The organism is Streptomyces sp. NPDC093065, assembly GCF_044754585.1.
Classification (GTDB): Bacteria; Actinomycetota; Actinomycetes; order Streptomycetales; family Streptomycetaceae; genus Streptomyces.
This window is the reverse complement of the sequence record NZ_JBIVPJ010000003.1, coordinates 504,931-528,844: the sequence shown is the minus strand read 5'-3', so window position 1 is coordinate 528,844 and position 23,914 is coordinate 504,931. Positions and strand designations below refer to the sequence as shown.

General features: G+C 71.4%; 24 protein-coding genes and 2 pseudogenes. 15 read left to right on the top strand and 11 right to left on the bottom strand.

What is annotated here, in order from left to right; translation table 11 throughout:
- Positions 1-110: 110 nt before the first annotated feature.
- Positions 111-962, top strand: coding sequence for a phytanoyl-CoA dioxygenase family protein (locus ACIQFU_RS08330; protein ID WP_402549981.1), 852 nt, complete (start codon positions 111-113; stop codon positions 960-962).
- Here ACIQFU_RS08330 and ACIQFU_RS08325 read toward each other — a convergent pair.
- The 3 genes from ACIQFU_RS08325 to ACIQFU_RS08315 form a co-directional block, all read right to left on the bottom strand.
- A complete protein-coding gene (locus ACIQFU_RS08325) occupies positions 946-1,413 on the bottom strand; it encodes an SRPBCC family protein (RefSeq protein ID WP_402549979.1) in 468 nt (155 codons plus the stop codon). The two genes, ACIQFU_RS08330 and ACIQFU_RS08325, sit on opposite strands and share 17 nt — an antisense overlap.
- Before the next feature lie 246 nt (positions 1,414-1,659).
- Entirely contained in the window at positions 1,660-2,190 is a 531-nt protein-coding gene (locus ACIQFU_RS08320) for a hypothetical protein (RefSeq protein WP_402549978.1), read from the bottom strand.
- Positions 2,187-2,435, bottom strand: a complete 249-nt coding sequence (locus ACIQFU_RS08315) for a helix-turn-helix transcriptional regulator (protein WP_402549976.1) — start codon at positions 2,433-2,435, stop codon at positions 2,187-2,189. Before ACIQFU_RS08315 ends, ACIQFU_RS08320 begins: the two co-directional genes overlap by 4 nt.
- 128 nt (positions 2,436-2,563) lie before the next feature.
- On the opposite strand from ACIQFU_RS08315, the gene ACIQFU_RS08310 reads away from it, so the two are divergent.
- Entirely contained in the window at positions 2,564-3,067 is a 504-nt protein-coding gene (locus tag ACIQFU_RS08310; protein ID WP_402549975.1) for an LGFP repeat-containing protein, read from the top strand.
- A gap of 98 nt (positions 3,068-3,165) precedes the next feature.
- On the opposite strand, the gene ACIQFU_RS08305 is transcribed toward ACIQFU_RS08310, so the two are convergent.
- The 3 genes from ACIQFU_RS08305 to ACIQFU_RS08295 form a co-directional block, all read right to left on the bottom strand.
- Positions 3,166-3,771, bottom strand: coding sequence for a dihydrofolate reductase family protein (locus tag ACIQFU_RS08305; protein WP_402549974.1), 606 nt, complete (start codon positions 3,769-3,771; stop codon positions 3,166-3,168).
- 107 nt (positions 3,772-3,878) lie between these two features.
- Positions 3,879-4,319 carry an OsmC family protein gene (locus tag ACIQFU_RS08300; RefSeq protein ID WP_402549973.1) on the bottom strand — a complete coding sequence of 147 codons (441 nt, stop codon included), beginning with the start codon at positions 4,317-4,319 and terminating at the stop codon, positions 3,879-3,881.
- A gap of 273 nt (positions 4,320-4,592) precedes the next feature.
- Positions 4,593-5,435, bottom strand: coding sequence for an aldo/keto reductase (locus ACIQFU_RS08295; protein WP_402549971.1), 843 nt, complete (start codon positions 5,433-5,435; stop codon positions 4,593-4,595).
- A 193-nt stretch (positions 5,436-5,628) separates the two neighbouring features.
- On the opposite strand from ACIQFU_RS08295, the gene ACIQFU_RS08290 reads away from it, so the two are divergent.
- The 3 genes from ACIQFU_RS08290 to ACIQFU_RS08280 all read left to right on the top strand — a co-directional run bounded on the left by ACIQFU_RS08290 (position 5,629) and on the right by ACIQFU_RS08280 (position 8,852).
- A complete protein-coding gene (locus tag ACIQFU_RS08290) occupies positions 5,629-5,826 on the top strand; it encodes an ArsR/SmtB family transcription factor (RefSeq protein WP_402549970.1) in 198 nt (65 codons plus the stop codon).
- A gap of 226 nt (positions 5,827-6,052) precedes the next feature.
- On the top strand, positions 6,053-6,478 hold the full coding sequence (locus ACIQFU_RS08285; RefSeq protein ID WP_402549969.1) for a cold-shock protein: 426 nt from the start codon (positions 6,053-6,055) through the stop codon (positions 6,476-6,478).
- Between the two features lie 475 nt (positions 6,479-6,953).
- The gene (locus ACIQFU_RS08280) at positions 6,954-8,852 is read left to right on the top strand and encodes an ATP-binding cassette domain-containing protein (RefSeq protein WP_402549967.1); all 1,899 of its coding nucleotides are present in this window, start codon (positions 6,954-6,956) and stop codon (positions 8,850-8,852) included.
- 21 nt (positions 8,853-8,873) lie between these two features.
- Here ACIQFU_RS08280 and ACIQFU_RS08275 read toward each other — a convergent pair whose 3' ends face one another.
- Entirely contained in the window at positions 8,874-9,245 is a 372-nt protein-coding gene (locus ACIQFU_RS08275) for a VOC family protein (protein ID WP_402549966.1), read from the bottom strand.
- A gap of 81 nt (positions 9,246-9,326) precedes the next feature.
- Between ACIQFU_RS08275 and ACIQFU_RS08270 the strand changes: the two genes are divergently transcribed.
- Positions 9,327-9,788, top strand: coding sequence for a MarR family winged helix-turn-helix transcriptional regulator (locus ACIQFU_RS08270; RefSeq protein WP_402549965.1), 462 nt, complete (start codon positions 9,327-9,329; stop codon positions 9,786-9,788).
- Positions 9,789-9,849: 61 nt separating this feature from the next.
- On the opposite strand, the gene ACIQFU_RS08265 is transcribed toward ACIQFU_RS08270, so the two are convergent.
- From ACIQFU_RS08265 to ACIQFU_RS08255, 3 genes are all read right to left on the bottom strand, one after another.
- The gene (locus tag ACIQFU_RS08265; protein ID WP_402549963.1) at positions 9,850-10,383 is read right to left on the bottom strand and encodes a hypothetical protein; all 534 of its coding nucleotides are present in this window, start codon (positions 10,381-10,383) and stop codon (positions 9,850-9,852) included.
- A complete protein-coding gene (locus tag ACIQFU_RS08260) occupies positions 10,384-11,112 on the bottom strand; it encodes an SDR family oxidoreductase (protein ID WP_402549961.1) in 729 nt (242 codons plus the stop codon). It lies immediately after the preceding gene.
- Between the two features lie 165 nt (positions 11,113-11,277).
- Positions 11,278-11,691: a Fur family transcriptional regulator gene (locus ACIQFU_RS08255; protein WP_402549959.1), complete on the bottom strand. Its 414-nt coding sequence runs from the start codon at positions 11,689-11,691 to the stop codon at positions 11,278-11,280.
- Positions 11,692-11,878: 187 nt separating this feature from the next.
- On the opposite strand from ACIQFU_RS08255, the gene ACIQFU_RS08250 reads away from it, so the two are divergent.
- Positions 11,879-13,342: a catalase gene (locus ACIQFU_RS08250; protein ID WP_402549957.1), complete on the top strand. Its 1,464-nt coding sequence runs from the start codon at positions 11,879-11,881 to the stop codon at positions 13,340-13,342.
- Positions 13,343-13,441: 99 nt separating this feature from the next.
- A complete protein-coding gene (locus ACIQFU_RS08245) occupies positions 13,442-13,837 on the top strand; it encodes an ankyrin repeat domain-containing protein (protein WP_402549956.1) in 396 nt (131 codons plus the stop codon).
- Positions 13,838-13,873: 36 nt separating this feature from the next.
- Here the strand turns inward: ACIQFU_RS08245 and ACIQFU_RS08240 are convergent.
- Positions 13,874-14,002 (bottom strand): annotated as a pseudogene (locus ACIQFU_RS08240) (flavodoxin family protein); the annotation flags it as partial.
- A 147-nt stretch (positions 14,003-14,149) separates the two neighbouring features.
- On the opposite strand from ACIQFU_RS08240, the pseudogene ACIQFU_RS08235 reads away from it, so the two are divergent.
- The 7 genes and pseudogenes from ACIQFU_RS08235 to asnB all read left to right on the top strand — a co-directional run.
- Positions 14,150-14,266 (top strand): annotated as a pseudogene (locus ACIQFU_RS08235) (XRE family transcriptional regulator); the annotation flags it as partial.
- Between the two features lie 472 nt (positions 14,267-14,738).
- On the top strand, positions 14,739-16,220 hold the full coding sequence (locus tag ACIQFU_RS08230; RefSeq protein WP_402549955.1) for a sugar transferase: 1,482 nt from the start codon (positions 14,739-14,741) through the stop codon (positions 16,218-16,220).
- A gap of 70 nt (positions 16,221-16,290) precedes the next feature.
- Positions 16,291-17,604: a nucleotide sugar dehydrogenase gene (locus tag ACIQFU_RS08225; protein WP_402549954.1), complete on the top strand. Its 1,314-nt coding sequence runs from the start codon at positions 16,291-16,293 to the stop codon at positions 17,602-17,604.
- On the top strand, positions 17,594-18,961 hold the full coding sequence (locus ACIQFU_RS08220; protein WP_402549953.1) for a glycosyltransferase family 4 protein: 1,368 nt from the start codon (positions 17,594-17,596) through the stop codon (positions 18,959-18,961). The genes ACIQFU_RS08225 and ACIQFU_RS08220 overlap by 11 nt, the downstream gene beginning before the upstream one ends.
- Positions 18,958-20,325: a Wzz/FepE/Etk N-terminal domain-containing protein gene (locus tag ACIQFU_RS08215; protein WP_402549951.1), complete on the top strand. Its 1,368-nt coding sequence runs from the start codon at positions 18,958-18,960 to the stop codon at positions 20,323-20,325. The genes ACIQFU_RS08220 and ACIQFU_RS08215 overlap by 4 nt, the downstream gene beginning before the upstream one ends.
- Positions 20,322-21,881, top strand: coding sequence for a Wzz/FepE/Etk N-terminal domain-containing protein (locus ACIQFU_RS08210; protein ID WP_402549950.1), 1,560 nt, complete (start codon positions 20,322-20,324; stop codon positions 21,879-21,881). Before ACIQFU_RS08215 ends, ACIQFU_RS08210 begins: the two co-directional genes overlap by 4 nt.
- A 3-nt stretch (positions 21,882-21,884) precedes the next feature.
- On the top strand, positions 21,885-23,819 hold the full coding sequence (asnB, locus tag ACIQFU_RS08205; RefSeq protein WP_402549949.1) for an asparagine synthase (glutamine-hydrolyzing): 1,935 nt from the start codon (positions 21,885-21,887) through the stop codon (positions 23,817-23,819).
- Positions 23,820-23,914 lie beyond the last annotated feature (95 nt).

The window sequence follows — 23,914 nt, the reverse complement described above, 5'->3', positions numbered from 1 at the left end:
AGAGGGCGACCAGAATCCCCCAGGAGCCTATTACAACGTCGCATTCAACGTCGCAATATGGTCGCAGCCAACACAGCCGACACTGCCGACGCAGTGCAAGGAGGCGCACCATGAACGCATCCGTTTTCCCCGGTGTAGACGTCGGCGCCCTGGACGTCGACGTGTCGGCGGACGTGGCAGCCCTGTACACGGACGGCATCACCGCACGCAAGGGCGCTTTCGCTCCCGGGTGGGCGGACCTGCTCGGCGAGGACGTGGCCAAGGCGTTCGAGGAGGCCCGTTCCCGGCCCGGCGGTGCGGTCGGCCGCGGGCCGAACCGGTACTACGTCGAGATCCACCCCGAGCAGATCAGGGGCTTCGCGGACCTGGCCGACCATCCCTGGGTGCGTTCCCTGTGCACGGCGACGCTCGGCCCCGACTACCGCATCGTGGAACTCGGGTTCGACGTCCCGCTGGAGGGCGCGGTGAACCAGCCCTGGCACCGTGACTTTCCCATACCCGAGGAGACCCGCCGTGAGCGGCGTCTCACCTCGCTCGCCTTCAATGTGACCACGGTGGACACCGAGGAGGACATGGGTCCCTTCGAGATCGCCCCGGGCACCCAGTGGGACGACAGCGAGGAGTTCGAGCACGGTATGTTCCCGCCCCGCTCGCACTACGGCCGCTACGCCGGGCGGGCGGTGCGCAAGTACCCGCGACGCGGTGACATCTCCGCACGGACGGCCCTGACCATCCACCGGGGCACGACCAACGGCTCCGCCAGGTCGCGGCCGGTGCTGGTCCTGGGCGTCGACGGGCCGGAGGCGAACAACGGCGACCGGCACGACACGGCCGTCACGCGCGCCTACTGGGAGACGCTGCCCGAGCGGGTACGCCGCCACCTCGACTGCCCGGTCGTGGACGAGCTGGCGCCGGTGAGGCAGATGCACACCATCGAGGGGCTGGTCATGGGCGACGCCTGAGGGCGTCGGCATCGGAGCGGTGCTCCCGGACGGCGATCCTGGCCAGCTTGGTCAGCATCATGCCGTTGCGGACCTCGACGAGGTAGTCCACCGGCAGACCGTGCATCCGGATGCCGGGCCCCCGCAACGCGTGCCAGTCGAGTACGAAGAGCGTGGCGTCGCCCCAGGGCACCAGCTTCATGGCGATGCGGGCCGCCCCGAACGGCGCCGCCCTCGCCTCCAGTTCCAAACGGCGCCCGGGTTCGCAGATGCGGACGACGCAGGTGTCGTCGACGACCATCGGGCCGAAACCGACCCGGACGCGCAGCCGGGCGCCCACCTCGGGCCAGTGCGGGTCCGCCGCGAGGATCTGCTGAGTGCCGGTCACCCACTCTCCGTAGCGGTGTCCGTCGGACAGCAGGTCCCAGACCTCCGAGGGGGTACTCAGGATCAGACGACGGTTCCGGGCCAAGCTGGACACGCTCCCTACGGACGACGACGGGGGCGGGGGCAGAGGACGGTTCGCCGTCTCCGGCGCGCCCGTCGACACTAGCCCGGTGCGCGGATGCTCCCCGGGGAACGCGCCGGAGCGGGGGCCGTCCGGGGGAGGCACCCGTCCGCGGCGGCCGTGGCCGGGCGTGATGTGCCGGCGCTCCGATGGGCCTTGCCCGTCCGGCGGGTCCGCAGGCCGGGGCGACGGTCGGGGGCAGGAGACTCGTCAGGCCTCGGGACCGTCGCTGTCGGCCGGCTCGTCCTGAGCCATCAGGCCGGCCGCCCACAACGGCATCAGCCAGTGCACCGCGAGGACCGTGATGACCATCGGTGCCGCGTACGCCGTGGGGGCCTTGCCGTCGGCCGCACCCACGATCAACAGACCGACGGCGGTCGCTGCGAGGAGCAGGGTCATCGCACGGTGGGCCCGGGCCTGCACGCGGGAGCGTTCGGCGGACTGACGCTCGTCCAGTGCTCGTTCGCGCAGTTCCAGCAGACCACGGGTGGCCGCGTTGATCGCCCCGGTCGCGACCATCCACGGCAGCAGCAGCACCGCCGCGGCGACGAAGGGCCAGACCGGCTCCCCGTCCGCGAGGTACGAGTAGGCCATCAGCCCGCCGATGGTCACGGTCAGCGCCAGATGCGCGCCGACGACCAGGCGTCGGCGGGTGGCCGTGGCGTACAGCGGCCGGCCTCGGCGGTCGTTCATCAGCCGCAGCATGCTGCGGTCGTAGCGCGTCAGCCGCGTCGTCGTCATGACGTCTTCCTCCCGTAGATCTCATCCGTGAGCGGCCGGAACGGCTCGAGCGAGAACAGCGCCTCCACCGGCAGTTCGAAGAACTTCGCGATCCTCAGCGCCAGGTCGAGGCTCGGGTTGTACTGCCCCCGCTCGATGTAGCCGATGGTCTGGTAATGCGCCCCCACCGCCTCAGCCAGGTGCTGCCGCGACACCTTCCGTTCGGCGCGCACCACGGCCAACCTGTTGTGCACCTGCTCGCTCATGTACAAGAAGTACTACATCTTGAGCGAGGACTGCAACTACGGCAGAGCGTTTCCCCGCCTCGGGCCAGTCGTTGATCAGCACGAGTTCAGCTGAACGACAAGACGGCTCACGACAAGAGGGACGACGCATGACGCGTATGCGGAACACCGACCGAACCAGGGCGCCGGGACAGGTGGCATCCGCCGTCGGCCTGCTCGCCCTGCTGGCCGGCACGCTCGTCGTATCGGCGTCACCGGCGGCACAGGCGGCACAGGCCGACGGTGACTACTGCGGTCACCGGGTGCTGGGCGACATCGAGAAGCGGTACGTCGCCATGGGCGGCCCCGGGGGGTCGCTCGGCTGCCCGCTCACGGAGGAGCTGGTCAACCCCGACGGTGTCGGCCGCCGGACGCAGTTCGAGAACGGGACCGTCTACTGGTCTCCCCGCAGCGGCGCGTGGCCCGTCTGGGGAGACATCGGCGACCACTGGTGCAGCCAGGGGTGCGAGGCGGGGTGGATGGGCTACCCGACGTCCTACGAGTACGCCGTCGGCAGTGAGACCCGGCAGAACTTCCAGTGTGCGGTCGTCCACTGGCAGGCCCTGCCGGGCAACGCCACCAAGACATGGAACGACGGCAACACGTGCGTGTGACCGGCGCGTGACGTCCGGGCGTCAGGGCGTCATGCGCTCGGGGCCTCGCCTCGTGGGGCGTTGCCCCGACGCGAGACCCCCGGCCCGGGCGTGTCCGCCTAGTAGCTGTCGTAGCTCGGCTCGCCCGTCGGCCGGTAGACGCCGACTACGGTGCCGCCCTTCGTCGCCGACACGCTGACCGGCTCCAGTGCCGTGGGGATCGCTCCGTCGGCGAAGAGCCGCTTGCCGGTGCCGATGATGACCGGGTGGATGGTGAGCCGGTACTCGTCGACGAGGCCGTGACGCATGAGGGTCTGGGCGAGGTCGCCGCTGCCGACGACGTTGATACTGCCGCCGTCGGACGCCTTGAGTTCGCGTACGGCAGCGACGACGTCGCCCTCCAGCAGCGTGGAGTTCCGCCACTCGACGGAGGTCAGGGTCCGGGACGCCACGTACTTGGGCATGGAGTTCATGCGGTCGGTGAACGGGTTGCCGGGATCGGCGGTCGGCCAGTACGACGCGAAGATGTCGTACGTCCTGCGGCCGAGCAGCATCGCGTCGGAGTGCTCGTACCAACCCGCGATGGCCGCGCCGACCTCGTCGTCGTCCACCGGCTTCTGCCAGCCACCGTGCTCGAAGCCGCCCCCGCCGTCCTCGTCCGGGCCGCCCGGCGCCTGCATCACACCGTCGAGCGTCAGGAACGTGCAGATGATGATCTTGCGCATGGTGCGCTCCCTTCGTCAACGGGTAGACCGCACCGCTGCCGGAAACTCATCTGGCGTGCGGCCGACGACGACTCCTTCCGCAGCCCGGGCGCGGCAGGACGGTCGGGTCAGGCGTCGGTGACCGTCGTGTTCACCGGTGTGCCGATCTCGACGGTCCTGCTCACCGTGCAGAGACGGTCGTGCGAGGCCTTGACCGCGCGGGGCAGGATCGCGCGGGCGCGCTCCGCTCCCTCGCCGTCCGGGAAGGCCACGGTGAACGCGACCTCGAGGTTCGTCATGCGGTGGCCCTGGTCGTCGCTGACCTTGTCTCCCCTGACCGTCACGGAGAACCGGGCGGGCTCCGCGTGCCGGCCCGTGGCGACGTCGACGTCCACGGCCGTACAGCCGCCGATCGCGGCCAGGAACAACTCGACGGGAGTGAATCCGGTGTCCGCGCCGCTGTCCGGGGATGTGCCGAAACTGATCGATCCACCGCGGGCGTTGGTCGCCACGAAGCGGCCTCCGGCGATGCGTTCGACGACGACGGAACGTTCCGATTCTTCACTCATGCCGTTCACATTAGCCATTTCGGTGCGCCGGCTCACGGCACCTGGAGTGCTGCGTCCGCCGGAGGCCGAGGGACGGATCGGCGCCGGCCAGCTCCCCGTACGCCGGGGTCGAGGACGGCACGGGCAGGCCGCGCAGCCGCTCGCCGGGCGTCGTCACGCTGAGCGGCGGGCGCGGGACGGCGTGAGGGAATCCGGTGCGCCGCCGGGGTGGGCCATCACAGCCCTTGCGGGATTGATCACGCTGCCGGCGGCTGTGCCGAGGCGTTGTCGCTGTCATGCGGTCTCGTCACGGAGGGACTCCAGGGCGGCCAGGTCGTCTCCGGACAGGCGCAGCGAGCCGGCGGCCACGTTCTGGGCGAGGTGGTCGGGGTCGCCGGTGCCGGGAATGGCCAGGACGTGCGGGCCGCGGTGCAGCGTCCACGCCAGCCGGAGCTGGGCGGTGCTGATCCCGTGGGCGCGGGCGACGGTGTGCACCGCGCCGGTGTCCTCGCCACTCGCGCCGGCCGTGCGCCCACTGCCGGCGATCGAATAGAACGGCACGAACGCGATGTTCTGTTCGGCACAGATACGCAGCATGTCCTCCTGCTCGGGTGACGCGCCGATGCCGTACATGTTCTGGACGCAGACCACGCGTGCGACGGCCTGGGCCTCGGCGAGGTGGTACGGGCGGATGTTGGACAACCCCAGGTGCCGGATGAGTCCGGCGTCGCGCAGTTCGGCCAGCGCGCCGAAGCGGTCGGCGATCGAATCGGTGCCGACGATGCGCGGGTTCACCACGTCGAGGTGGTCGCGGCCGAGCCGGCGCAGGTTCTCCTCGACCTGGCCGCGCAGCTGCTGCGGGGTGGCGTGCGGCAGCCAGGCACCCGAGGGGTCGCGGCCGGGGCCGACCTCGGTGGCGATGACAAGATCGTCCGGGTAGGGCGCGAGGGCGCGGTTGATCAGCTCGTTGGCGCGGCGCAGCGGTGAGAAGTAGAACGCGGCGGTGTCGATGTGGTTCACACCGAGTTCGACCGCCCGGCGCAGCACCTCGATCGCCTGGTCGCGGTCGCGCGGGACGGAGTCGGGCGCGAACGCCTCGCCGTACTGGGGCAGGCGCATCGCGCCGAGACAGGACATACCCCGCCGGTCCGCGGGCGCGGGACTGCTGCTGATCCCGTCCGTGTTCACGGGCCCCGGTCCGCGGACCCAGGTGCGACCGCCGGGCCCACCGCAACTCGCCTTCCCTGCCCGAGGCATCGGCGCCCTGTGGGAGAAACGGCCCACCGCGGGAGCACGCGCCCTCGCCCCGGTCCTGGGGCGCTCACGGACCTTGCTCCTGACCGAAGTGGAGGCCCCGGCCTGCGCCACCGAACTGGCCCACCGCACCGGACTCTCCCCGGCCGCGGTGTCCCAGTACCTCACGGCGCTGCGCAACGCGGGTCTGGTCAGCGCTCACCGCTCCGGCCGCTCCGTCCTCTACGCCCGCACCGCCGCCGCCGAAACCCTCCTCCGAGCGGCCTCCCTCTGAGGCGGTCCGGGCCTCGGAGCATCGGCAGGGCGATCTCGTCCGTGGTGCGGCCCTGCTCGCCCACCTCGCGGGCCCTGGCGGCCTCGGTCGATCTCACGCAGACCGAGGTGGTCCCGGCTCGGCCGACAACCGCCGGCTCATCGTGCGCCGACCCGGCCGGATAGCATGCACACGGCTCCGGGGAAGGGCCCCGGACGGGTGTGGTTTCCAAAGGTTGGGGGTCCGCATGGTCGCGGGTCGTGTGGTGCGTTTCGACAGTACGCGGGGCTACGGGTTCATCGCCCCGGACGACGGCGGCGAGGACATCTTCCTGCACGTGAACGATCTCCTCATTCCCGAGGAGTACGTGCGCTCCGGTCTGGTCGTGGAGTTCGAGGTGGAGAGCGGTGAGCGTGGGCTCAAGGCGTCGGGCATCCGGCTCCCCGAGGGTGAGCGGCCCAAGCCCGTGCGGCGCCAGGAGGCCGCGTCCCGGGCCCCGATGTCCGACGAGAACGGTCACCCGATGTGCGACGTGCTCAGTTCCGACGAGTTCCGGCGTGATGTGACGGAACTGCTGCTGACGTCCAGTCCGCAGCTGACCGCGGAACAGATCCTCACCGTCCGCGGCGTGCTCCTGAAGTTCAGCGAGGGCCACGGCTGGGTCGAGGACTGAGCCGCGCGCAACCCGCGGCCCCCGGGGTTTCCGCTGTCCGCGTCGCGCGGCAGAAAGCCGAGGTCCGGGCGAAGGGGCGTTGATCTGGTCGGTGGCGTCCTCCCGCGAGTAGTACTCGCCGAAGACGTCGACGACCTCGATCGCGTTGAGCAGCTCCGCCAAGGGGCCGCGTCCCCCGGGGCGATCGGAGGGCGGGTCGGCTTCGCGACGCCGACGGTCACGGGCCGACCCCCTGGCGTCTTCGGATCGTGCCGTCATGCGGGTTTCCGGCAGCCGCCGTAGCGGCCGTCGTCGGCGATTCGGCCAATCCGCCTGCTCCGCTCACCTGTTGTGCCGACCGGGTCCGTGCATCCACCACGCACCGCCACGCGCCGTATTCCGGGATTCCCGCTGCGACCGAAACACATGTGTTCGATATCCCGCTCCGGTCGTTGAGCCCGACGACCACGCTCGAACGACCGTCGAGGGGGACCCATTGACCGCGACCGATGCGAACAAACCAGAGGACGTCACAGCTTCTCCCCCGCCGCCGCCACAACCGGCGGAGATCACCTACAGCGGCAGGTACTCCGTCAATCCGCTCGCCGAGGTCTCGTTCTGGCGGATGTGCGCGCAGATCCCCGCCGTCCTCGGACGGATCGTCCGCCTGTCGTGGCGGACCGACCGACGGGCCGTGCAACTGCTGCTGGGCTGCCAGGCGGTCACGGGTGTCTCGGCCGCCGTGCTGCTGACGGCCACCGCCCGCGCCATGAGGCCCGTCCTCGGCGACGGCTCCGCCGGTGACCGGCTGCACGGAGCCGTGCCCGCGCTGCTGGTGGTCGCGCTCGCCGCCGCGCTGGGCCGCGGTGCGGCAGCGGTGGCGACCTACGCCGAGCGGCGGATCACCCCCAGGCTGACCACGGAGACGGACAGCGCCCTGGTCGAGGCGGTGTGCCGGGTGGAGGCGTCCGCATACGCGCAGGAGGGCTTCTCGGACCGGCACGAGGCGGCGGAGATGGGGGTGATCCGAACCCAGGTGATGGTGACCGACGCCCAGCGGTTCCTGTCCGCGCTGATCCGGATGGTCACGGCCGGCGGAGTACTGTCGGCGCTCAATCCGCTGATGCTGCCGCTGCTCCTGCTCGCGGTACTGCCGGCCGGTGCGGGGGCCGTCCTGACCGCCCGCGTCGACTACGAGGTCCACTACGCCAACATCGCCGACCGCAACGTACGCGGCATGATGCGCTGGTGGGCGACCACGTCCAAGTACGGCGACGAGGTCCGCGCCAACTCGATGACGGACTACCTCGTCCACTGGTACCGGACGCTGTCCGACCGGTGCGACGGACGGACCCTGGCAGCCGCACCGCGCACCCTTCGGATCGCGGTGCTCTCCGCGTCGGCCGGTGGCGTCTTTCTCGTGGCGACCTGGGGAGTCCTGGCCTGGCTGGCGGTATCGGGGCGGATCGAACTCGCGGTCGCGGCCACGGCCGTCATCGCCGTGCAGACCACGCTCGCCGCACTGTCGCAGGTCGTCCTCAACGGCGCCGCGGTCTTCCACACCAGCCTCTACCTGAGCGACATGCAGGCCTTCCTCGACGACGCCGCGGCCCGCGTCCCGAAGCGGGGACCCGGCAGGCACGAGGCGCCGACCGAGCAGATCCGGCTCGAGGAGGTCGTCTACCAGTACCCGGGCAGGGACAGGCCCGCCGTCGACGGCGTCTCGCTGACCCTGGAGCGCGGTCAGATCCTCGCCGTCGTCGGGGCGAACGGCTCGGGCAAATCCACACTGACCCGTCTGCTCACCGGCATCTACCTTCCCGACAAGGGGCGGGTCACCTGGAACGGCACCGATCTCGCCGAGGTGGACCCGGCCACCGTCTGGGCGGACGTGGGCCTGGTGCCGCAGATCTTCGCCCAGTGGCCGATGCCGGTCCGCGAGAACGTGACCCTCGGCCAGCCCCGCACCCACGACGACACCCCGGTGTGGGAGGCCGTCGACGCGGTCGGCCTGCGCGAAGCCGTCGACGTCCTCCCCGCGGGCCTGGACACCCTGCTCTCCCGTGACGTCTTCGGCGGCACCGAGCTCTCCGGCGGACAGTGGCAGCGGGTGGCGTGCTCAAGGGCCCTGTACCGCCGCCCGGGGCTGCTGATCCTGGACGAGCCGACGTCCCAGATGGATCCGCGCGGCGAGCACCGGATCTTCGAGCGGATCAAGGCGATCGCCGCCGAGCGCATCACCATCGTGGTCACCCACCGCCTGGAGAACACGAAGCTCGCCGACCACATCGTCGTCATGGAGCACGGGCGGATCACCGAGCAGGGCCGGTACGACGAACTCGTCCATGCCGGTGGGACCTTCGCCGAACTCCTCGAACTCTCCCGGGACCGCTGACCGGGTTCGGCGGGGGCCGGCTCAGCCTCCGTGGACGGTGAGCCGGTAGCCCTCGGGGCCGGTGAAGGTGAACATGGGCCCGAACGGGCTGTCCTGCACCGGCCCCGCCACCTCGACGCCGGCGGCGACGAGCCGTTCGTGCAGTGCGGCGGCGTCGTCGGTGCGCAGCCACAGCGCGACGCCCAGCCCCGGGACGGAGTCGCCGGTCAGGTCGGTGCCAGGGAGCGGCTCTCGGACGGCGAAGGGGACCGGGCTGGTGGTGAAGACCACGGCGCCCGGCGGAGAGGCGGGGGCGGGGCGCAGGCCGAGATGCTCCTCGAAGAAGGCCGCGGCGGCGGGCACGTCCGTGACCTGCAGGGCGATGAAGTCGGGGCCTTCGACGGTGGCGGTCATGGTTCCTCCGGAGACATTGATGTCAGGACTTTGACATCGGAGACAGTAGGCGGGCGCCGGCCTGCATGTCAAAATGCTGACATGGAGATTCCGGCACCCGTCCCCCCACCGCACGCCGCCGAGGACGTCACCGAGCACGTGGGATACCGCCTCAAGCGCGCCTCGGCCGCCCTGCGCAACGCCATGGACAGAGCACTGCGCGAGCACGAGTTGACCGTCCCGCAGTACTCGTGTCTGGAACTCCTCGACGAGCGGCCGGGCCTGTCCAACGCCGACCTGGCACGCGGCACCTTCGTCACCCGGCAGTCGGCCAACGTCGTCCTGCGCGGCCTCAAGGACGCCGGTCTCATCACGCGGCCGGCCACCGCCGCACAAGGCCGTGCCCTGCCCGTGCACCTGACTCCGGCCGGCAGGGAACGCCTGCACGCCGCCCGTCGGGCGGTCTACTCGATCGAGGAACGCATGATCCGCGGTGTCCCGGCGCACCGTCTGACGGCGCTGCTCTCAGACCTCGACGCCATGACGGCGGCACTCGGCGACTGACCGGGCGGGAGGGAGGACACTCGCGGGCGTGGTGCCCGCGGCGGGGCAGGGCGGCGACCGGCTACTCGATCAGTGCGTCCGCGGCGATGATCACCAGGCCGATCAGCATGTCCAGGGCCCCTGCGCGGCAGGAGGACAGGCGGCCGAGCCCGGCGGTGCGCGCGGCGGAGAAGCCCAGGACGAAGAGGGCGACGGTGTTGCACAGCAGGGCCGTGTCGGCGGCCGTCTCCTCCGCCCACCACCCGGCCGCGGCGGCGAGCAGCATCGCCACGGTCGGCAGCACGGCGACGACCAGCGGCCACTCGACGAGCACCGCGCGCACTCTGCTCGCTCTGGCCGTGCCGTCACCGGACGCGCGCTGGGCGATGACATGTGCGTACCCGTGGGCGGCACCCGACGTCACCGCGGTGAGCAGGACCCACAGCGCGTCCTGACCGGGGTCGGCCTCCCCTCCGGGGACGTCCAGCGCGGCCACCAGGGCGCTTGCCAGTACCAGGCCGTAGATGCCCTTGAACAGCCACCGCTCGGGTCTGCTGCGGAGGATTCCCCCCGGCGTGCCGCTCCCGGCGGGAGCGGGGCCGGCGCCTTCGTCCATTCAGGCGAGCCAGTCGGTGTACCGGGTGGGGGCCAGGTGGGCCTCCTTGTCGGTGAGGACGTCGCCCTTGACCGCCGCGAACATGCCGGCGGTCGGGTCGGTGACGACCGTACGCGCGTCGCCCTTGCTGGAGAGGGTCAGGCGGCCCAGGTCGTCGAGCCGGAACACGTCCGGTCCACCGATGTCGCGGATGCCGTTCAGCGGGGAGCCCACGGCGACGTCCGCCACCGCGGCCGCCACGTCCTTCGCCGCGATCGGCTGGATCGGCGTCGCGGGCAGCCGGACGGATTCGCCGTCCGACGTCCAGGACAGGACGGCCTCCATGAACTCCATGAACTGGGTGGCGCGCACGATCGAGTACGGGACGGGGCCCTGCCGCAGGATCTGCTCCTGGAGGACCTTCGCGCGGTAGTAGTCCAGCTCCGGCACCCGGTCGACGCCGACGATCGAGAGGATGACGAAGTGCCCCGTCCCGGCCCGCTCGGCCGCGGCCAGGAGGTTGTCCATGGAAGCCTGGAAGAAGGCCGGCGAGGCGTCGTCGAAGGTCGGGGAGTTCGTCAGGTTGACGACCACGTCGGCTCCCTCGACCGCCCGGTCCACTCCCTCGCCGCCGACGACGTCGACCCCCGTGGACAGCGAGTGCGGTACCGCCTGGTGTCCGGCCGCGTTCAGGTTCTCCACGACCTGCGAGCCGATCAGCCCCGTGCCACCGATGACCGCGATCTTCATGACGTGCCTCTCTTCCGTCCGGAACCGGGTGGTTCAGGAACCACTGTGTCGGTGTACGGAGAGGACGGCGCCTTGGACGCCCCGAAGGGATGAGTGTCTTGGCGGGCGCCGGAGCAGCGACGGCTCCGGGCCGGCCCTCCGCGGGCACGCGGTGGGCCCGAGTCCTCAGGCGGCGCAGTCCGGGCAGATTCCGCGGTACGTCACTTCGACCTCGGAGACCGTGAAGCCGAAGGACTGGGAGGGCGGAAGGTCCGCGAGAGGGTCGCCCGTCGGCCGGACGTCGCGCATCGAGCCGCAGCGTGAGCACAGCAGGTGATGGTGGGGCCGGTGCGCGTTCGGGTCGTAGCGCTTGGCGCGGCCGTCGGTCGACACCTCGAGGACCTCCCCGCGCTGCACCAGTTCACGCAGGGTGTTGTACACCGTCGCCCGGGAGATCTCGGGCAGTCGCTCCGCGGCGCGGGCGTGCACCTCGTCGGCGGTCAGGTGCACGTGGTCTCCGTCGAGGACCTCGGCGACGACGCGGCGCTGCGCGGTCAGGCGCCAGCCGCGTTCGCGGAGCCTCCCCAGGAGATCACTCATGCGCTGCACCCTAGCAGAGATCGGCAACAACTCAAGAGTGGATATCGCCCTGGATGACACCTTGCCTTAGATCCTGTCCAATGTAGTGTGTGCCCATGGACGCGCGGGGCAGCTTGCCCCGGACTGCCGGCCGGCCGGGACCGTCAGGCCTTGAGCGCATGCGAAGAACCACACCGAGGAGCAAGCCTTGCCTGAGAACAACCAGAAGCCGCTGACCACGGTTGCCGGTGCACCGGTTCCCGACAACCAGAACTCCCTGACGTCGGGCCCGCGCGGGCCGATGCTCCTGCAGGACGTGTGGTTCCTGGAGAAGCTCGCCCACTTCGACCGCGAGGTCATTCCCGAGCGCCGCATGCACGCCAAGGGCTCCGGCGCCTTCGGCACCTTCACCGTGACCCACGACATCACCCGCTACACCAACGCGAAGATCTTCTCCGAGATCGGCAAGAAGACCGAGCTGTTCACCCGGTTCTCCACCGTCGCCGGTGAGCGCGGCGCCGCCGACGCGGAGCGCGACATCCGTGGTTTCGCCGTGAAGTTCTACACCGAAGAGGGCAACTGGGACCTCGTCGGCAACAACACCCCCGTCTTCTTCTTCCGCGACCCGCTGAAGTTCCCCGACCTCAACCACGCGGTGAAGCGCGACCCGCGCACCAACCTGCGCGACGCCGAGAACAACTGGGACTTCTGGACCAACCTCCCCGAGGCCCTGCACCAGGTCACCATCGTCATGTCGGAGCGCGGCATCCCCGCCTCCTACCGGCACATGCACGGATTCGGCTCGCACACCTACAGCCTCGTCAACGCCGAGGGCGAGCGGTTCTGGGTCAAGTTCCACCACCGCACGCAGCAGGGCATCAAGAACCTCACCGACGCCGAGGCCGAGGCCCTGGTCGGCAAGGACCGCGAGTCGCACCAGCGCGACCTCTTCGACGCGATCGAGAACGGCGACTTCCCGAAGTGGAAGCTGTTCGTCCAGGTCATGCCGGAGGCCGACGCGGAGAACTACCGCTTCCACCCCTTCGACCTCACCAAGGTCTGGTCGAAGAAGGACTACCCGCTGATCGAGGTCGGCGAGTGGGAGCTCAACCGCAACCCCGAGAACTACTTCGCGGACGTCGAGCAGGCCGCCTTCAGCCCGGCCAACGTCGTCCCGGGCATCGGCTTCTCCCCCGACCGGATGCTGCAGGGCCGGCTCTTCTCCTACGGCGACGCCCAGCGCTACCGCCTCGGCGTCAACCACCACCAGATCCCCGTCAACGCCCCGAAGAACCCGGTGAACTCCTACCACCGCGACGGCGGCATGCGCGTCGACGGCAACCAGGGCGCCACCCCGGGCATCGAGCCCAACTCCTACGGCCGCTGGCAGGAACAGCCCGCCTACCGCGAGCCCGCCCAGGCCGTGGGCGCCGTCGCCGACCGGTTCAACTACCGCGAGGACGACGACAACTACTTCGAGCAGCCCGGCAACCTGTTCCGCCAGATGAACCCGGAGCAGCAGCAGGTCCTCTTCGAGAACACGGCGCGCGCGATCAACGGCGCCTCGGAGCAGACCGTCGAGCGGCACATCGGCAACTGCACCAAGGCCGACCCCGCCTACGGCGAGGGCGTCCGCAAGGCCATCGAGGCCCTCGCCGCCGGCAACCACTGACCCCTGCGGTCAGGAGGACTCGGGTCAACCGGCTCCGCGCGGGCGTGGGCACCTCATTGGGGGCCCACGCCCGCGCGGGCGTACCGCCACGGAGACTTCATGAACATGGACAACAGCGGTGGGCTGACTCCCGAGCAGACGGAGCGTGTCGTGGCCATCGCCATGGATCTGGCCCGGGAGGGCGACACCGGGCAGCTGACGGAGTTCGTGGCACACGGGCTGCCGGTGGACGTACGCGATCCGGCGGGCAACACCCTCCTCATGCTCGCCGCGTACCACGGTCACGCCGACACCGTGCGGGCCCTGCTCCGGCACGGCGCCGACCCCGACCTGCGCAACGACCGGGACCAGTCCCCCATCGCCGGTGCCCTGTTCAAGGGTGCCGACGACGTGGTGGCCGTCCTGCGCGGGGCCGGCGCGGACCTCGACGCCGGTACGCCGACCGCGCGGGCGGCCGCGTCCATGTTCGGCCGGACCCACCTGCTCGCGAGCTGATCCCCGCCCGCGAAGGGCACCGGCCGTCCGTCGGGCACGCACACGCAGGCCGAATCCCTCGCGGCCCGGTGTCTCCAGGCCCCGCTTCAGGCGCAGCGACGGGATCTCGCAGTCACCGCAGTTCCGGCGCCGGAAGGCGATCGGCTCGGTCGTCTCCAACGACAGCGGTGGGTGTGGACGACGAGCGTCTTCATGACCGCTCCCTTCGACAGGGTCCGTTCGCCGCAGACACTCGTCCGGCGCGGCCGCGTTGTTCGGGGCGCCGCTTCCGTCCGACGGGACGTCCTGGTATCGGCAGGACCGTCCAACGGCCCTCGACTGGCCCCGCTCATCGGCGAGTTGGCGATGGGCAGCGAGCGATTCCGCCGCCCGGACGAGTCGGGCACGGAGCCGCTGGTGCCGTCCGCCGCGCCCGGGAGTCCCGCGGAGGCCTCGACCCCTCGCGTGGCGTGCTGCCGCGCCGTCCGTGACCGCTGATGGCCTGATCCGGCGGTGCGTGCGCGTACCCGGAGCGGGAAATCAAGCGCCGGACTCGGTACCCATGAGAACGCGGTGGCGCAAACACATCCGTGGGGTTTCACAGGTTCATTGATCAACTCCCAAAGCTTGACCATGAATTACACACATCCTCTCTACACCGTGGCCCCGATGGTCTAGATTGACCGTGCTTCGGCTGTTCAGGCACGAGGCGACCGATAATGATCTTTAGGTCGGGGGCAGGGGGGTCTGCTGCTACCACTGTGAGTTGCTCACATTTCTGTGACACAGCCAAAACGTTGTGCGCGGGCAGGCGGGGGCCGCCCGTGGGGAGGAACAGCGCGGCGCGGGAGGCGGGGGCCTCCCGAGGGGGAGGAACAGTGCTAGGCGAACACGTCGAACCACTGGGAACCTGGGGGGTTCTGTGCGGCAAGGGGGATTGGTCAGCGCGTTTCCGTCGGCGCACGGGCAGCTGGCGGAGGGGGCCATCGGCCGGCCCGCGGCCGACTGGGAGCAGCGGTACCGCCGTACCGTGATCACCAGCGACACCGTGGCCACGGCCGTGGTGGTGGCGGGCATAGGCAATTTCTTCGGAGTCCGGGACGCGGCCAACTGGCACGAGAAATGGGGAATTCTCGCCTTCGGCACCGAACTGCTGGTACTGGGAGCGCTCGCGGTCAGCCGGTCGTGGTCCCCGGCCGTACTCGGCCAGGGAGCCGAGGAATTCCGCCGGCTCGGACGCTCACTGTTCATGGCGACCGTCGTGCTGGCGCTCGGCGGAATCGCGCTCACCTCGCGCAACATCAAATTGTGGATCTTCGTCGCCGTCCCGGCGATCGCGATCGTCACCATGGTCACGCGGTATCTGCTGCGTCTGTGGCTGCACAGGCAGCGCAAGGAAGGGCGCTGCCTGCGACCCGTGCTCGCCGCCGGCAGCCCGAGCACGGTGCGCGACCTGATCACGCGGACCCGGCGCTTCCCGCACCTCGGCTGGCGGGTGGACGCGGTGTGCACGACGGACGGTCCCGGACTCGAGGACGGTGACCAACTGGACGGAGTACCGGTCGTCGGCCCGCTGTCGGACGTCGCCGACCACGTCCGCCGCGACGGCTACCGGGTCGTCGCCATCACCCCGGACCCGCACTGGTCACCGCACCGGCTGCAGCGGCTGGCCTGGAACCTGGAGGGCAGCGACGCCGAGATGGTCGTGGCTCCCGTGCTCATGGAGGTGGCGGGCCCCCGGCTGCACGTCGACGCGGTGCTGGGGATACCGCTGCTGCGGGTCAGCATGCCGGCCTTCACCGGAGGCCGCCGGGCGGTCAAGGCGGTCGTGGACCGGATGGGCGCGGCGATCCTGCTGACACTGTTCGCGCCGCTGATGGTGTTCGTCGCACTGCTCGTCCTGGTGGACAGCCGGGGCGGCGTGTTCTACCGCCAGCGCAGGGTCGGCAAGGACGGCCGGGAGTTCACCATCGTCAAGTTCCGCACCATGGTCGCCGGGGCCGACCGGGCGCGTGCCGCCCTGGCCGACCGCAACGAGGGCGCGGGCCTGCTGTTCAAGCTCCGCCGGGATCCGCGGGTGACGCGGGTGGGCACGGTGCTGCGCCGGTACTCGATCGACGAACTCCCGCAGCTCTTCAACGTGCTCACCGGATCGATGTCGCTGGTCGGTCCGCGGCCGCCGCTGCCGGAGGAGTCCGCCGCGTACGGCCCGGACATCCGAAGACGGCTGCTGGTCAAGCCCGGCCTCACCGGCCTGTGGCAGATCAGCGGGCGCAGCGACCTGCCGTGGGAGGAAGCGGTCCGGCTCGACCTGCGGTACGTGGAGGACTGGTCGCTCGCCCTGGACACCGTGATCCTGTGGAAGACGCTGCGTGCGGTGGTGCACGGGCAGGGGGCCTATTGATGCGCGGTGGTCGTCGGACCGGCGCGCGGACCGCAGGCCGTCAAGGTCTGCCTGGGGGGAGGAACGGGTCATGAGGGTCAGTGTTTTCGGCCTGGGCTATGTGGGCTGTGTGTCGGCCGCGTGCCTGGCCGGCACGGGTCACGAGGTCATCGGGGTGGACGTGAACCAGGTGAAGGTCGACCTGGTCAACGACGGCAAGGCCCCGGTGGTCGAGGAGCGGATAGGCGAACTGATCGCCGAGGTCGTGGACAGCGGAGCGCTGCGCGCCACCCGTGACGTCCACGAGGCGATCTTGGAGAGCGAGATTTCCCTGGTCTGCGTGGGCACGCCCTCGGAGCCCAACGGCAGCCTGTGCACGACCTACTTGGAGCGCGTCACCGAGGAGATCGGCGCCGCGCTGGCCGAACGGGGCGGCCGGCACACCGTGGTGTTCCGCAGCACCATGCTCCCCGGCACCTGCGCGAACCTGCTGATACCGATACTGGAGAAGTACGTCGGTGGCACCGCCGGCGTCGACTTCGGGGTCGCGGTCAACCCGGAGTTCCTGCGCGAGGGCACCAGCGTGCGGGACTTCTTCGACCCGCCCAAGACCGTCATAGGCGAACTCGACCCGGCGAGCGGCGACGCGGTGCTGGCGCTGTACGACGGCCTGCCCGGCGAGGTGTTCCGGGTGCCGGTCGCGACGGCCGAGGCCATCAAGTACGCGGACAACGCCTTCCACGGCCTCAAGATCGGCTTCGCCAACGAGCTGGGCGCGGTGTGCCAGGCCCTCGGGGTGGACTCGCACCAGGTGATGGACGTCTTCCTGGCCGACCGCAAGCTGAACATCAGCCCCGCCTACCTGCGGCCCGGTTTCGCCTTCGGCGGCTCCTGCCTGCCCAAGGACCTGCGCAGCCTGGTCCACGCGGCACAGCGGGCCGACGTGTCGGTGCCCATCCTCTCCCACGTGCTGCCCTCCAACTCGGCGCATCTGGAGCGGGCGGTGGAGCTGGTGGAACGCACCGGGAAGCGCCGGGTGGGGCTGTTCGGGCTCTCCTTCAAACCCGGCACCGACGACCTGCGCGAGAGCCCGCTCGTCGAGCTGGCGGAGCGGCTCTTCGGCAAGGGCTACGACCTGAAGATCCACGATGCCAACGTGAGCCTGTCCCGGCTGCTGGGCGCGAACCGCGAGTACGTCGAGAACCGGCTGCCGCACCTCGCGCAACTGCTCGCGGACTCCGTCGACGAGGTCCTCGAACACGCGGAGGTGTGCCTGGTCGGGACCAGGGACCCGGCCGTGCTGGCGGCGCTCCCCCACGGCGGCCCGCTGCTGATCGACCTCATCCGCCTTCCCGACGCCGACGCGCGCCGGACCGAACCGGGGTACATGGGCCTTGCTTGGTGACACGACGTCCGGTGGCGCGACCCCCGGTGACACGCCGCCCGGTGACAACGCCGGCGGCCGGCCGGGGCGGCGCGCGCTGATCCTGGTGGAGAACCTGTCGGTGCCCTTCGACCGGCGGGTGTGGCAGGAGTGCACGACCCTGCGCGACGCGGGCTGGGAGGTGCACGTCATCTGCCCCCGGGGGACCAAACGGGACACGGAGGCGGAGACGGTGATCGACGGGGTGCGCATCCACCGCTACCCGCTGCGCGCCGCCACCGGCGGACCGTCCGGCTACCTGCGGGAGTACGGAGCGGCGCTCTGGCACACGGCCCGGCTGGCCCGCGGGGTCGGGCCGGTGGACGTGGTCCACGCCTGCAACCCGCCGGACCTGCTGTTCCTGCCGGCCCTGTGGCTCAAGCGGCGCGGTGCGCGGTTCGTCTTCGACCAGCACGACCTGATACCCGAGCTGTACCTCTCCCGGTTCGGCCGCGGCAAGGACCTGCTGTACCGCGGCGTGTGCGGGCTGGAACGGCTGACGTACCGGGCTGCGGACATCGTGCTCGCCACGAACGAGAGCTACAAGGACGTCGCCGTACGCAGGGGCGGCCGCCACCCGGCGGACGTCTTCGTGGTGCGCAGCGCGCCCGCGACCGACCGGTTCCAGCCGGTGCCGGCCGAGCCGGAGCTGAAGCGCGGCAAACCCCATCTGCTGTGCTACCTCGGGGTCATGGGCCCCCAGGACGGCGTCGACTACGCCCTGCGGGCCCTCGCGAAGCTGCGCGACGAGCTGGGGCGGACCGACTGGCACGCGGTCTTCGTCGGCTCCGGTGACGCCTTCGACGCGATGGTGGAGCTGTCCCGGTCACTCGGGCTGACCGACCAGGTGCAGTTCACCGGGCGCGTCCCGGACGCCGACCTGGTGCGCTACCTGTCCACCGCGGACGTGTGCCTCTCCCCCGACCCGCGCAATCCGCTCAACGACGTGTCGACCATGAACAAGGTCCTGGAGTACATGGCGATGGGCCGGCCGGTCGTCTCGTTCGACCTCCGGGAGGCGCGGGTCTCCGCCGGTGACGCCGCCGTCTACGCACCCGCCAACGACGAGGCCGAATTCGCCCGGCTCGTCGCGGGATTGATGGACGATCCGGAGAAGCGGGCCCGGATGGGCAAGATCGGCGAGGAGCGGATCAACGGGGAGCTCTCCTGGCGGAACTCGCAGGCGTCACTGCTCGCCGCGTACACCGCCGCCTGCCGCGACCGGGCTCCGCTGCCGGCGGGTGCCGCGGGCCGAGCACGGATCAAGGCCAAAATCGCCGCTGGGATCGCCGTGGGGATCGTCGCGGGGGTCAAAGCAGGGAGAAGGCCGCGCCGTTGAGTGAGGACACGATACACCTGGTCACGGTCGGACGGATTCTCCGTCGGCGCCGGCGGCTGCTCGCCGTCCTCGTCGTGGTGGGTGCGCTCGTCGGCTACGGCGTCTCGGTGCTGTTCCCGCCGCGTTACACGGCGTCGGCCTCGGTCCTGCTGCCGGGGCCGTGGGAGGAGCGCGAACTGCTCACCCAGGTGGAGATCGCGACCAGTTCGTCGGTCGTCGACAAGGCGGCCGACGCGCTCCACTGGAGCGATGTCAGCGACAAGGAGCTGCGCGACCGGGTGAGCGCCAAGATCGCCGACGGCAACATCATCAAGATCTCCGGGACGGCCGACTCCCCCGGGCGTGCGCAGCGGCTCTCCGACGAAGTGGCCCAGCAGTTCGTGACGTACGCGGCGCGCATCGCGAGCGGCACCACCGATCCCGACGGGGCCGCCGGGCCCGAGGCACTGCGGCAGCAGGTGACGCGGACCAACCAGCGCATCACCGACCTGGCCAACGCGGCCGACCCCGGACAGACCGTGGAGAGCGTGCAGGCCCGCACCGAGCTCGAGAAGCTGCGCACCGCGCTGCAGGAGGCCATGCAGAAGCTCGACGAGGCCGACCCGGCGAGCAACAGGGCGGGCCTGGTCGTCATGGGGCCGGCCCCCCGGCCGACCGGTGAGGCACCGCCGACCAGATGGCAGCTCGTGGGCGGCGGGGCGCTGCTGTTCCTCCTGCTCGCGATCGTCGGTCATCTCGCCGCCGCCCGGGTGAACCGGCGGCTTCGCGCGGAGGGGGAGATCGCCGCGGCGCTGGGCTCGGCGCTGCTGGGGACCGTCGACGTGCCCGGGGACCGGCGCGCGCACCGGCCGAAGGCGCGCGGTGTGCGGGCCCGCCTGCGGCGGCTGCTGGGCGTCGACACGCGGTGGGACCTGCCGGCTCCGCAGTCGTCCGGCGACGAGGCGGGCAGGCGGATCCGCAACCGGCGGGTGTGCGCGCGCCTGCGGGAGCGCCGGCCGGCCGCCCGGCGGCTGCTGGTCGTCGTACCGGACGGCGACGAGGTCGCCCGCCTGGCGGCCGGGCAGCTCGCCGCCGAGGCCGACGGGGATCCACTGCTGCGGGTGGTGGAGGTCTCGGTGTCCCGGCCGTTGGTGCCGGACCGCGACACCGAGTCCGGCGCACTGGTCGTGCTCAGTGCCGGCGTCTGGACCGCCGAAGAGCTCTCCGGCGTCGCGGAGGCGTGCGTGGACGGCGGGCACGAGGTCGTCGGCGTCGTCGTCGCCGGCGCCGTCCGGGCCCGTCCTTCGAGGTCGGCCGGCCGGTCCGCGGAGCCCGCCTCCGCGGCGGCCGGGGTGCACGAGCACGCGACGGGAGGTTCCGCATGACGACGAGTACGGCCGCGCAGTCGTCGGCCTCCGCTCCGCTCCTCGACCTGCAGGCACTGGTGGTTGCGGTGCGCAGGCGGCGCCGTCTGTGGGGCGCCCTGGCCCTGCTGGGGCTGCTGGCCGGCGCGGCCGTCGCGGTCCTGATGCCGCCCCGGCCCGCCGCGGTGGCCAAGGTGCTGGTCGCGCACAAGGACGACCAGCCCAACGACACCGGGACGCTGATCCGCACCGACGTCGAGCTGCTGGCCACCACGCGCATCGCCGAACAGGCCCTGCGCTCACTCGGCTCCGGGGCGAAGCCGGAAGACTTCATGCGGGACTACCGGGGCACCGGCCTCACCAACAACCTGCTCCGCATCGATGTGACGGGTGACAGCGACGCGGAGGCGGTGGCCCGGGCCAAGGCGCTGGCCGACGCGTTCGTCGCGGACCACGTGCGGCGGATGCGGGAGTCCGCCGAGGCCGAGGCCGATTCCCTGCTGGACCAGCGCGACCGTATGCGCAAGGAGCTGGCCGAGGTCAACAAGGCGATCGGGGACCGGTCACCGGACGACGATCCGAGGGCGTCGGCGAGCATCGAGTCCCTCTACGCCCGCCGGGCCGAACTCGACTCACGGATCGCCGAGTTCGACCAGCGGGCCGCGGAGGCGCGCACCGGCACGCCCGAGGTCGTCGCGGGCACCCGGATCGTGGACGCCCCGCACGCCGTACGGCAATCGCTGCCCAAGGCCGTGGGCCTCGACGCCGCGATCGGGGCCGTCCTCGGCCTCGTCCTCGGGCTCGCGCTGGCCGCGGTCGGCGCGGTGGTGGCGGACCGCCCCGTGCTGCGCCGGGACATCGCGGCGAACCTGGGCGCCTCGGTCCTCGCGGAGCTGCGCCGCGGGCCCCGCAGGTCGGCCGGGCGGTGGCAGCGCCGGCGGACCCGGGTGGCACGCGAACGGCTGACCACCACCCTGGCCCGCATCGTGCGCGGCTCCCCGGAACCGTTGTCGCTCCTGGAGCTGGGCTGTGCGCGCGGCGCCGCCGTGATCGCCCTGGACGTGGCCGTGGCTCTGGAGGCCGACGGGCCCGTGGTCGTCGTGGACGGCCTGCCCGGCACGGAGCTCTCCGACCGCCGGCGCGGGCCCGCGGGCCCGACCGTGCTCAGCGGTGAGCGTGCCGCGGCCGAGGCGCGGGGGCGCCGGCTCGGCGTCGGCTCGGTCGAACCCGGCACGGCGTGGACGGATCTGCGGTACCTCGGCGGCCGGACGGTGCTCGTCGTACGCGCGGGGCACGGCAGCGCCGCGTGGCTGCACACCGTGGCACGGCAGCTCGCGGACCAGCGCATCGCGGTGATCGGTGTGGTGCTGATCGACCCCGATCCGCGTGACCGTACCGACGGCACCCTGTGGGACGGTCCGCGCGTCGCGTCGCGCGGCCACGACGAACGGCCGAGGCGGCACAACGGTGGGGGTACCTCCCACGCCGTCCAGGCAGTGGGGGACGGGCGGCCCAGGACGGAACGGCCGTCGATGCCGACCGCGCGGGTCCCGGACAGCGACCAGGAGGCGCGGTAGCACATGTGTGGCATCGCAGGCACGTACCACTGGCCGGACGGGAAGGCGGTGACCGACCGGCTCACCGATGTTCTCGCCCACCGCGGACCGGACGGGGCGGGCCGGTACAGCCATCCCGCCGGCGACGGCGAGGTGCAACTGGGGCACCGCCGGCTGGCCGTCGTCGACCTGTCCGGGACCGGCGCCCAGCCCATGGTGTCGGACGGCCTCGCCCTGACGTACAACGGCGAGCTGTACAACGCGCCCGAACTGCGCGGCGAGCTGGAGTCCGCGGGGGCGCGCTTCCGCGGCACCTCCGACACGGAGGTGGTCCTGGAGGCCTGGCGGCGCTGGGGCACGGACTGTCTGCCGCGGCTGCGGGGCATGTTCGCGTTCGCGGTCTTCGACGAGCGCACCGGTGAACTGGTACTCGCCCGGGACCAGCTCGGCATCAAGCCGTTGTTCCTGCTGCGGCGCGGCGGGGGTCTGGTGTTCGCCTCCGAGCTCAAGGCGCTCGCCGCCGTGACCGGCGGGAAGCTGGAGGTGGACCACGCGGCGCTGGTGGCCTCGCTGCTGTACTACTGGGTGCCGGACTCGCGGTGCGCGTTCCGCGAGGCGGAGAAGCTGCCGCCGGGCAGCTGGCTGCGGTGCCGGCCCGACGGCCGGGTGGAGCGCGGCCGGTACTGGAACCTGAGGGACGTCGCCGCCGAGGGCCGGGAGCGCGCCCGCGGCGGCGAGCTGCCGGACCTGGCTGCCGTCGTCGAGGAGTCGACCCGCAGCCACCTGCTCTCCGACGTGCCCGTGGCGACCTTCCTGTCCGGCGGGCTCGACTCCAGCTACCTGACCGCGCTGGCGGCCCGGCACCGGCCCGGGATCTCCGCCTACACGATCGGCTTCCGCGCCGAGGACGCCCGGTTCGAGGCGATGCCGGACGACCTGCGCTACGCCCGGCAGGTGGCCGCGCGGTTCGGTGTCGACCTGCACGAGATCGAGATCGCCCCGGACGTGCTCGACCTGCTGCCCCGGATGACGTACCACCTGGACGAGCCGATCGGCGACCCCGCCGCGATCAACACCTTCCTGATCTGCTCGGCCGCCCGGGAGGCCGGGGTCAAGGTGATGCTCTCGGGAATGGGCGCCGACGAGTTGTTCGCCGGGTACCGCAAGCACCTGGCCAACCTGCTGGCGCTGCGCTACCAGCGCGTCCCGCGGCCGCTTCGGCGCGGGGTGTCCGCGGCGGTGGACCGGCTGCCGGTGGCGACGAGCCGCCGGGGGCTGCGGTCGGTGCGGTTCGCGAAGCGGTTCCTCTCCTTCGCCGGTCTGCCGCAGGAGACCGCGTTCCGGCGCAGCTACACGATGTACGACCGGGAGGAGCTGCTCGGTCTGATCGACCCGGACCTGGCGGGCACGGTCGAGGACGTGCTGACCGAGCACGCGGACGTCTACGAGGACAACGACCTCGACGACTTCGTGAACCGCATGTGCCTGGCCGACGCCCGGATGTTCCTGCCGGGCCTGAACCTCGCCTACACGGACCGCTCCAGCATGGCCGCGTCGACCGAGGTTCGGGTGCCGTTCGTGGACGTCGAGGTGGTGCGGGCGGCGTTCGCGGTTCCCGGTGACCGCAAGATCGTCGGACGGCAGGGCAAGGCCGCTCTCAAGGAGGCGGCCACCTCGGTCCTGCCCCGGGAGATCGTGTACCGGCCCAAGGGCCTGTTCAGCGCGCCGCTGCGGGCCTGGATGAGCCGGGACCTGGCACCACTGGTGCGGGAGGTGGTCAACGACGGCGAACTCGTCCGTTCCGGGTTCCTGCGCCGGGACGCGCTGCGGCGGCTGGTGGCCGAGGACGCCGCCGGGCAACGGGACTTCTCCAAGCATCTGTGGCACGTACTGACCCTCGAGTACTGGTATCGCGGCGCGACCTCCGGGGCCGACCGGAACGCTTCATCGACGGTGTAAGGACCTTCCCGGCACGGAGACCGGCACAGGGGCGACCGGCGCGGGCCTCCGCACAGTCGACCGGCACAGACAACCGGCACAGAGACAAGAGGACT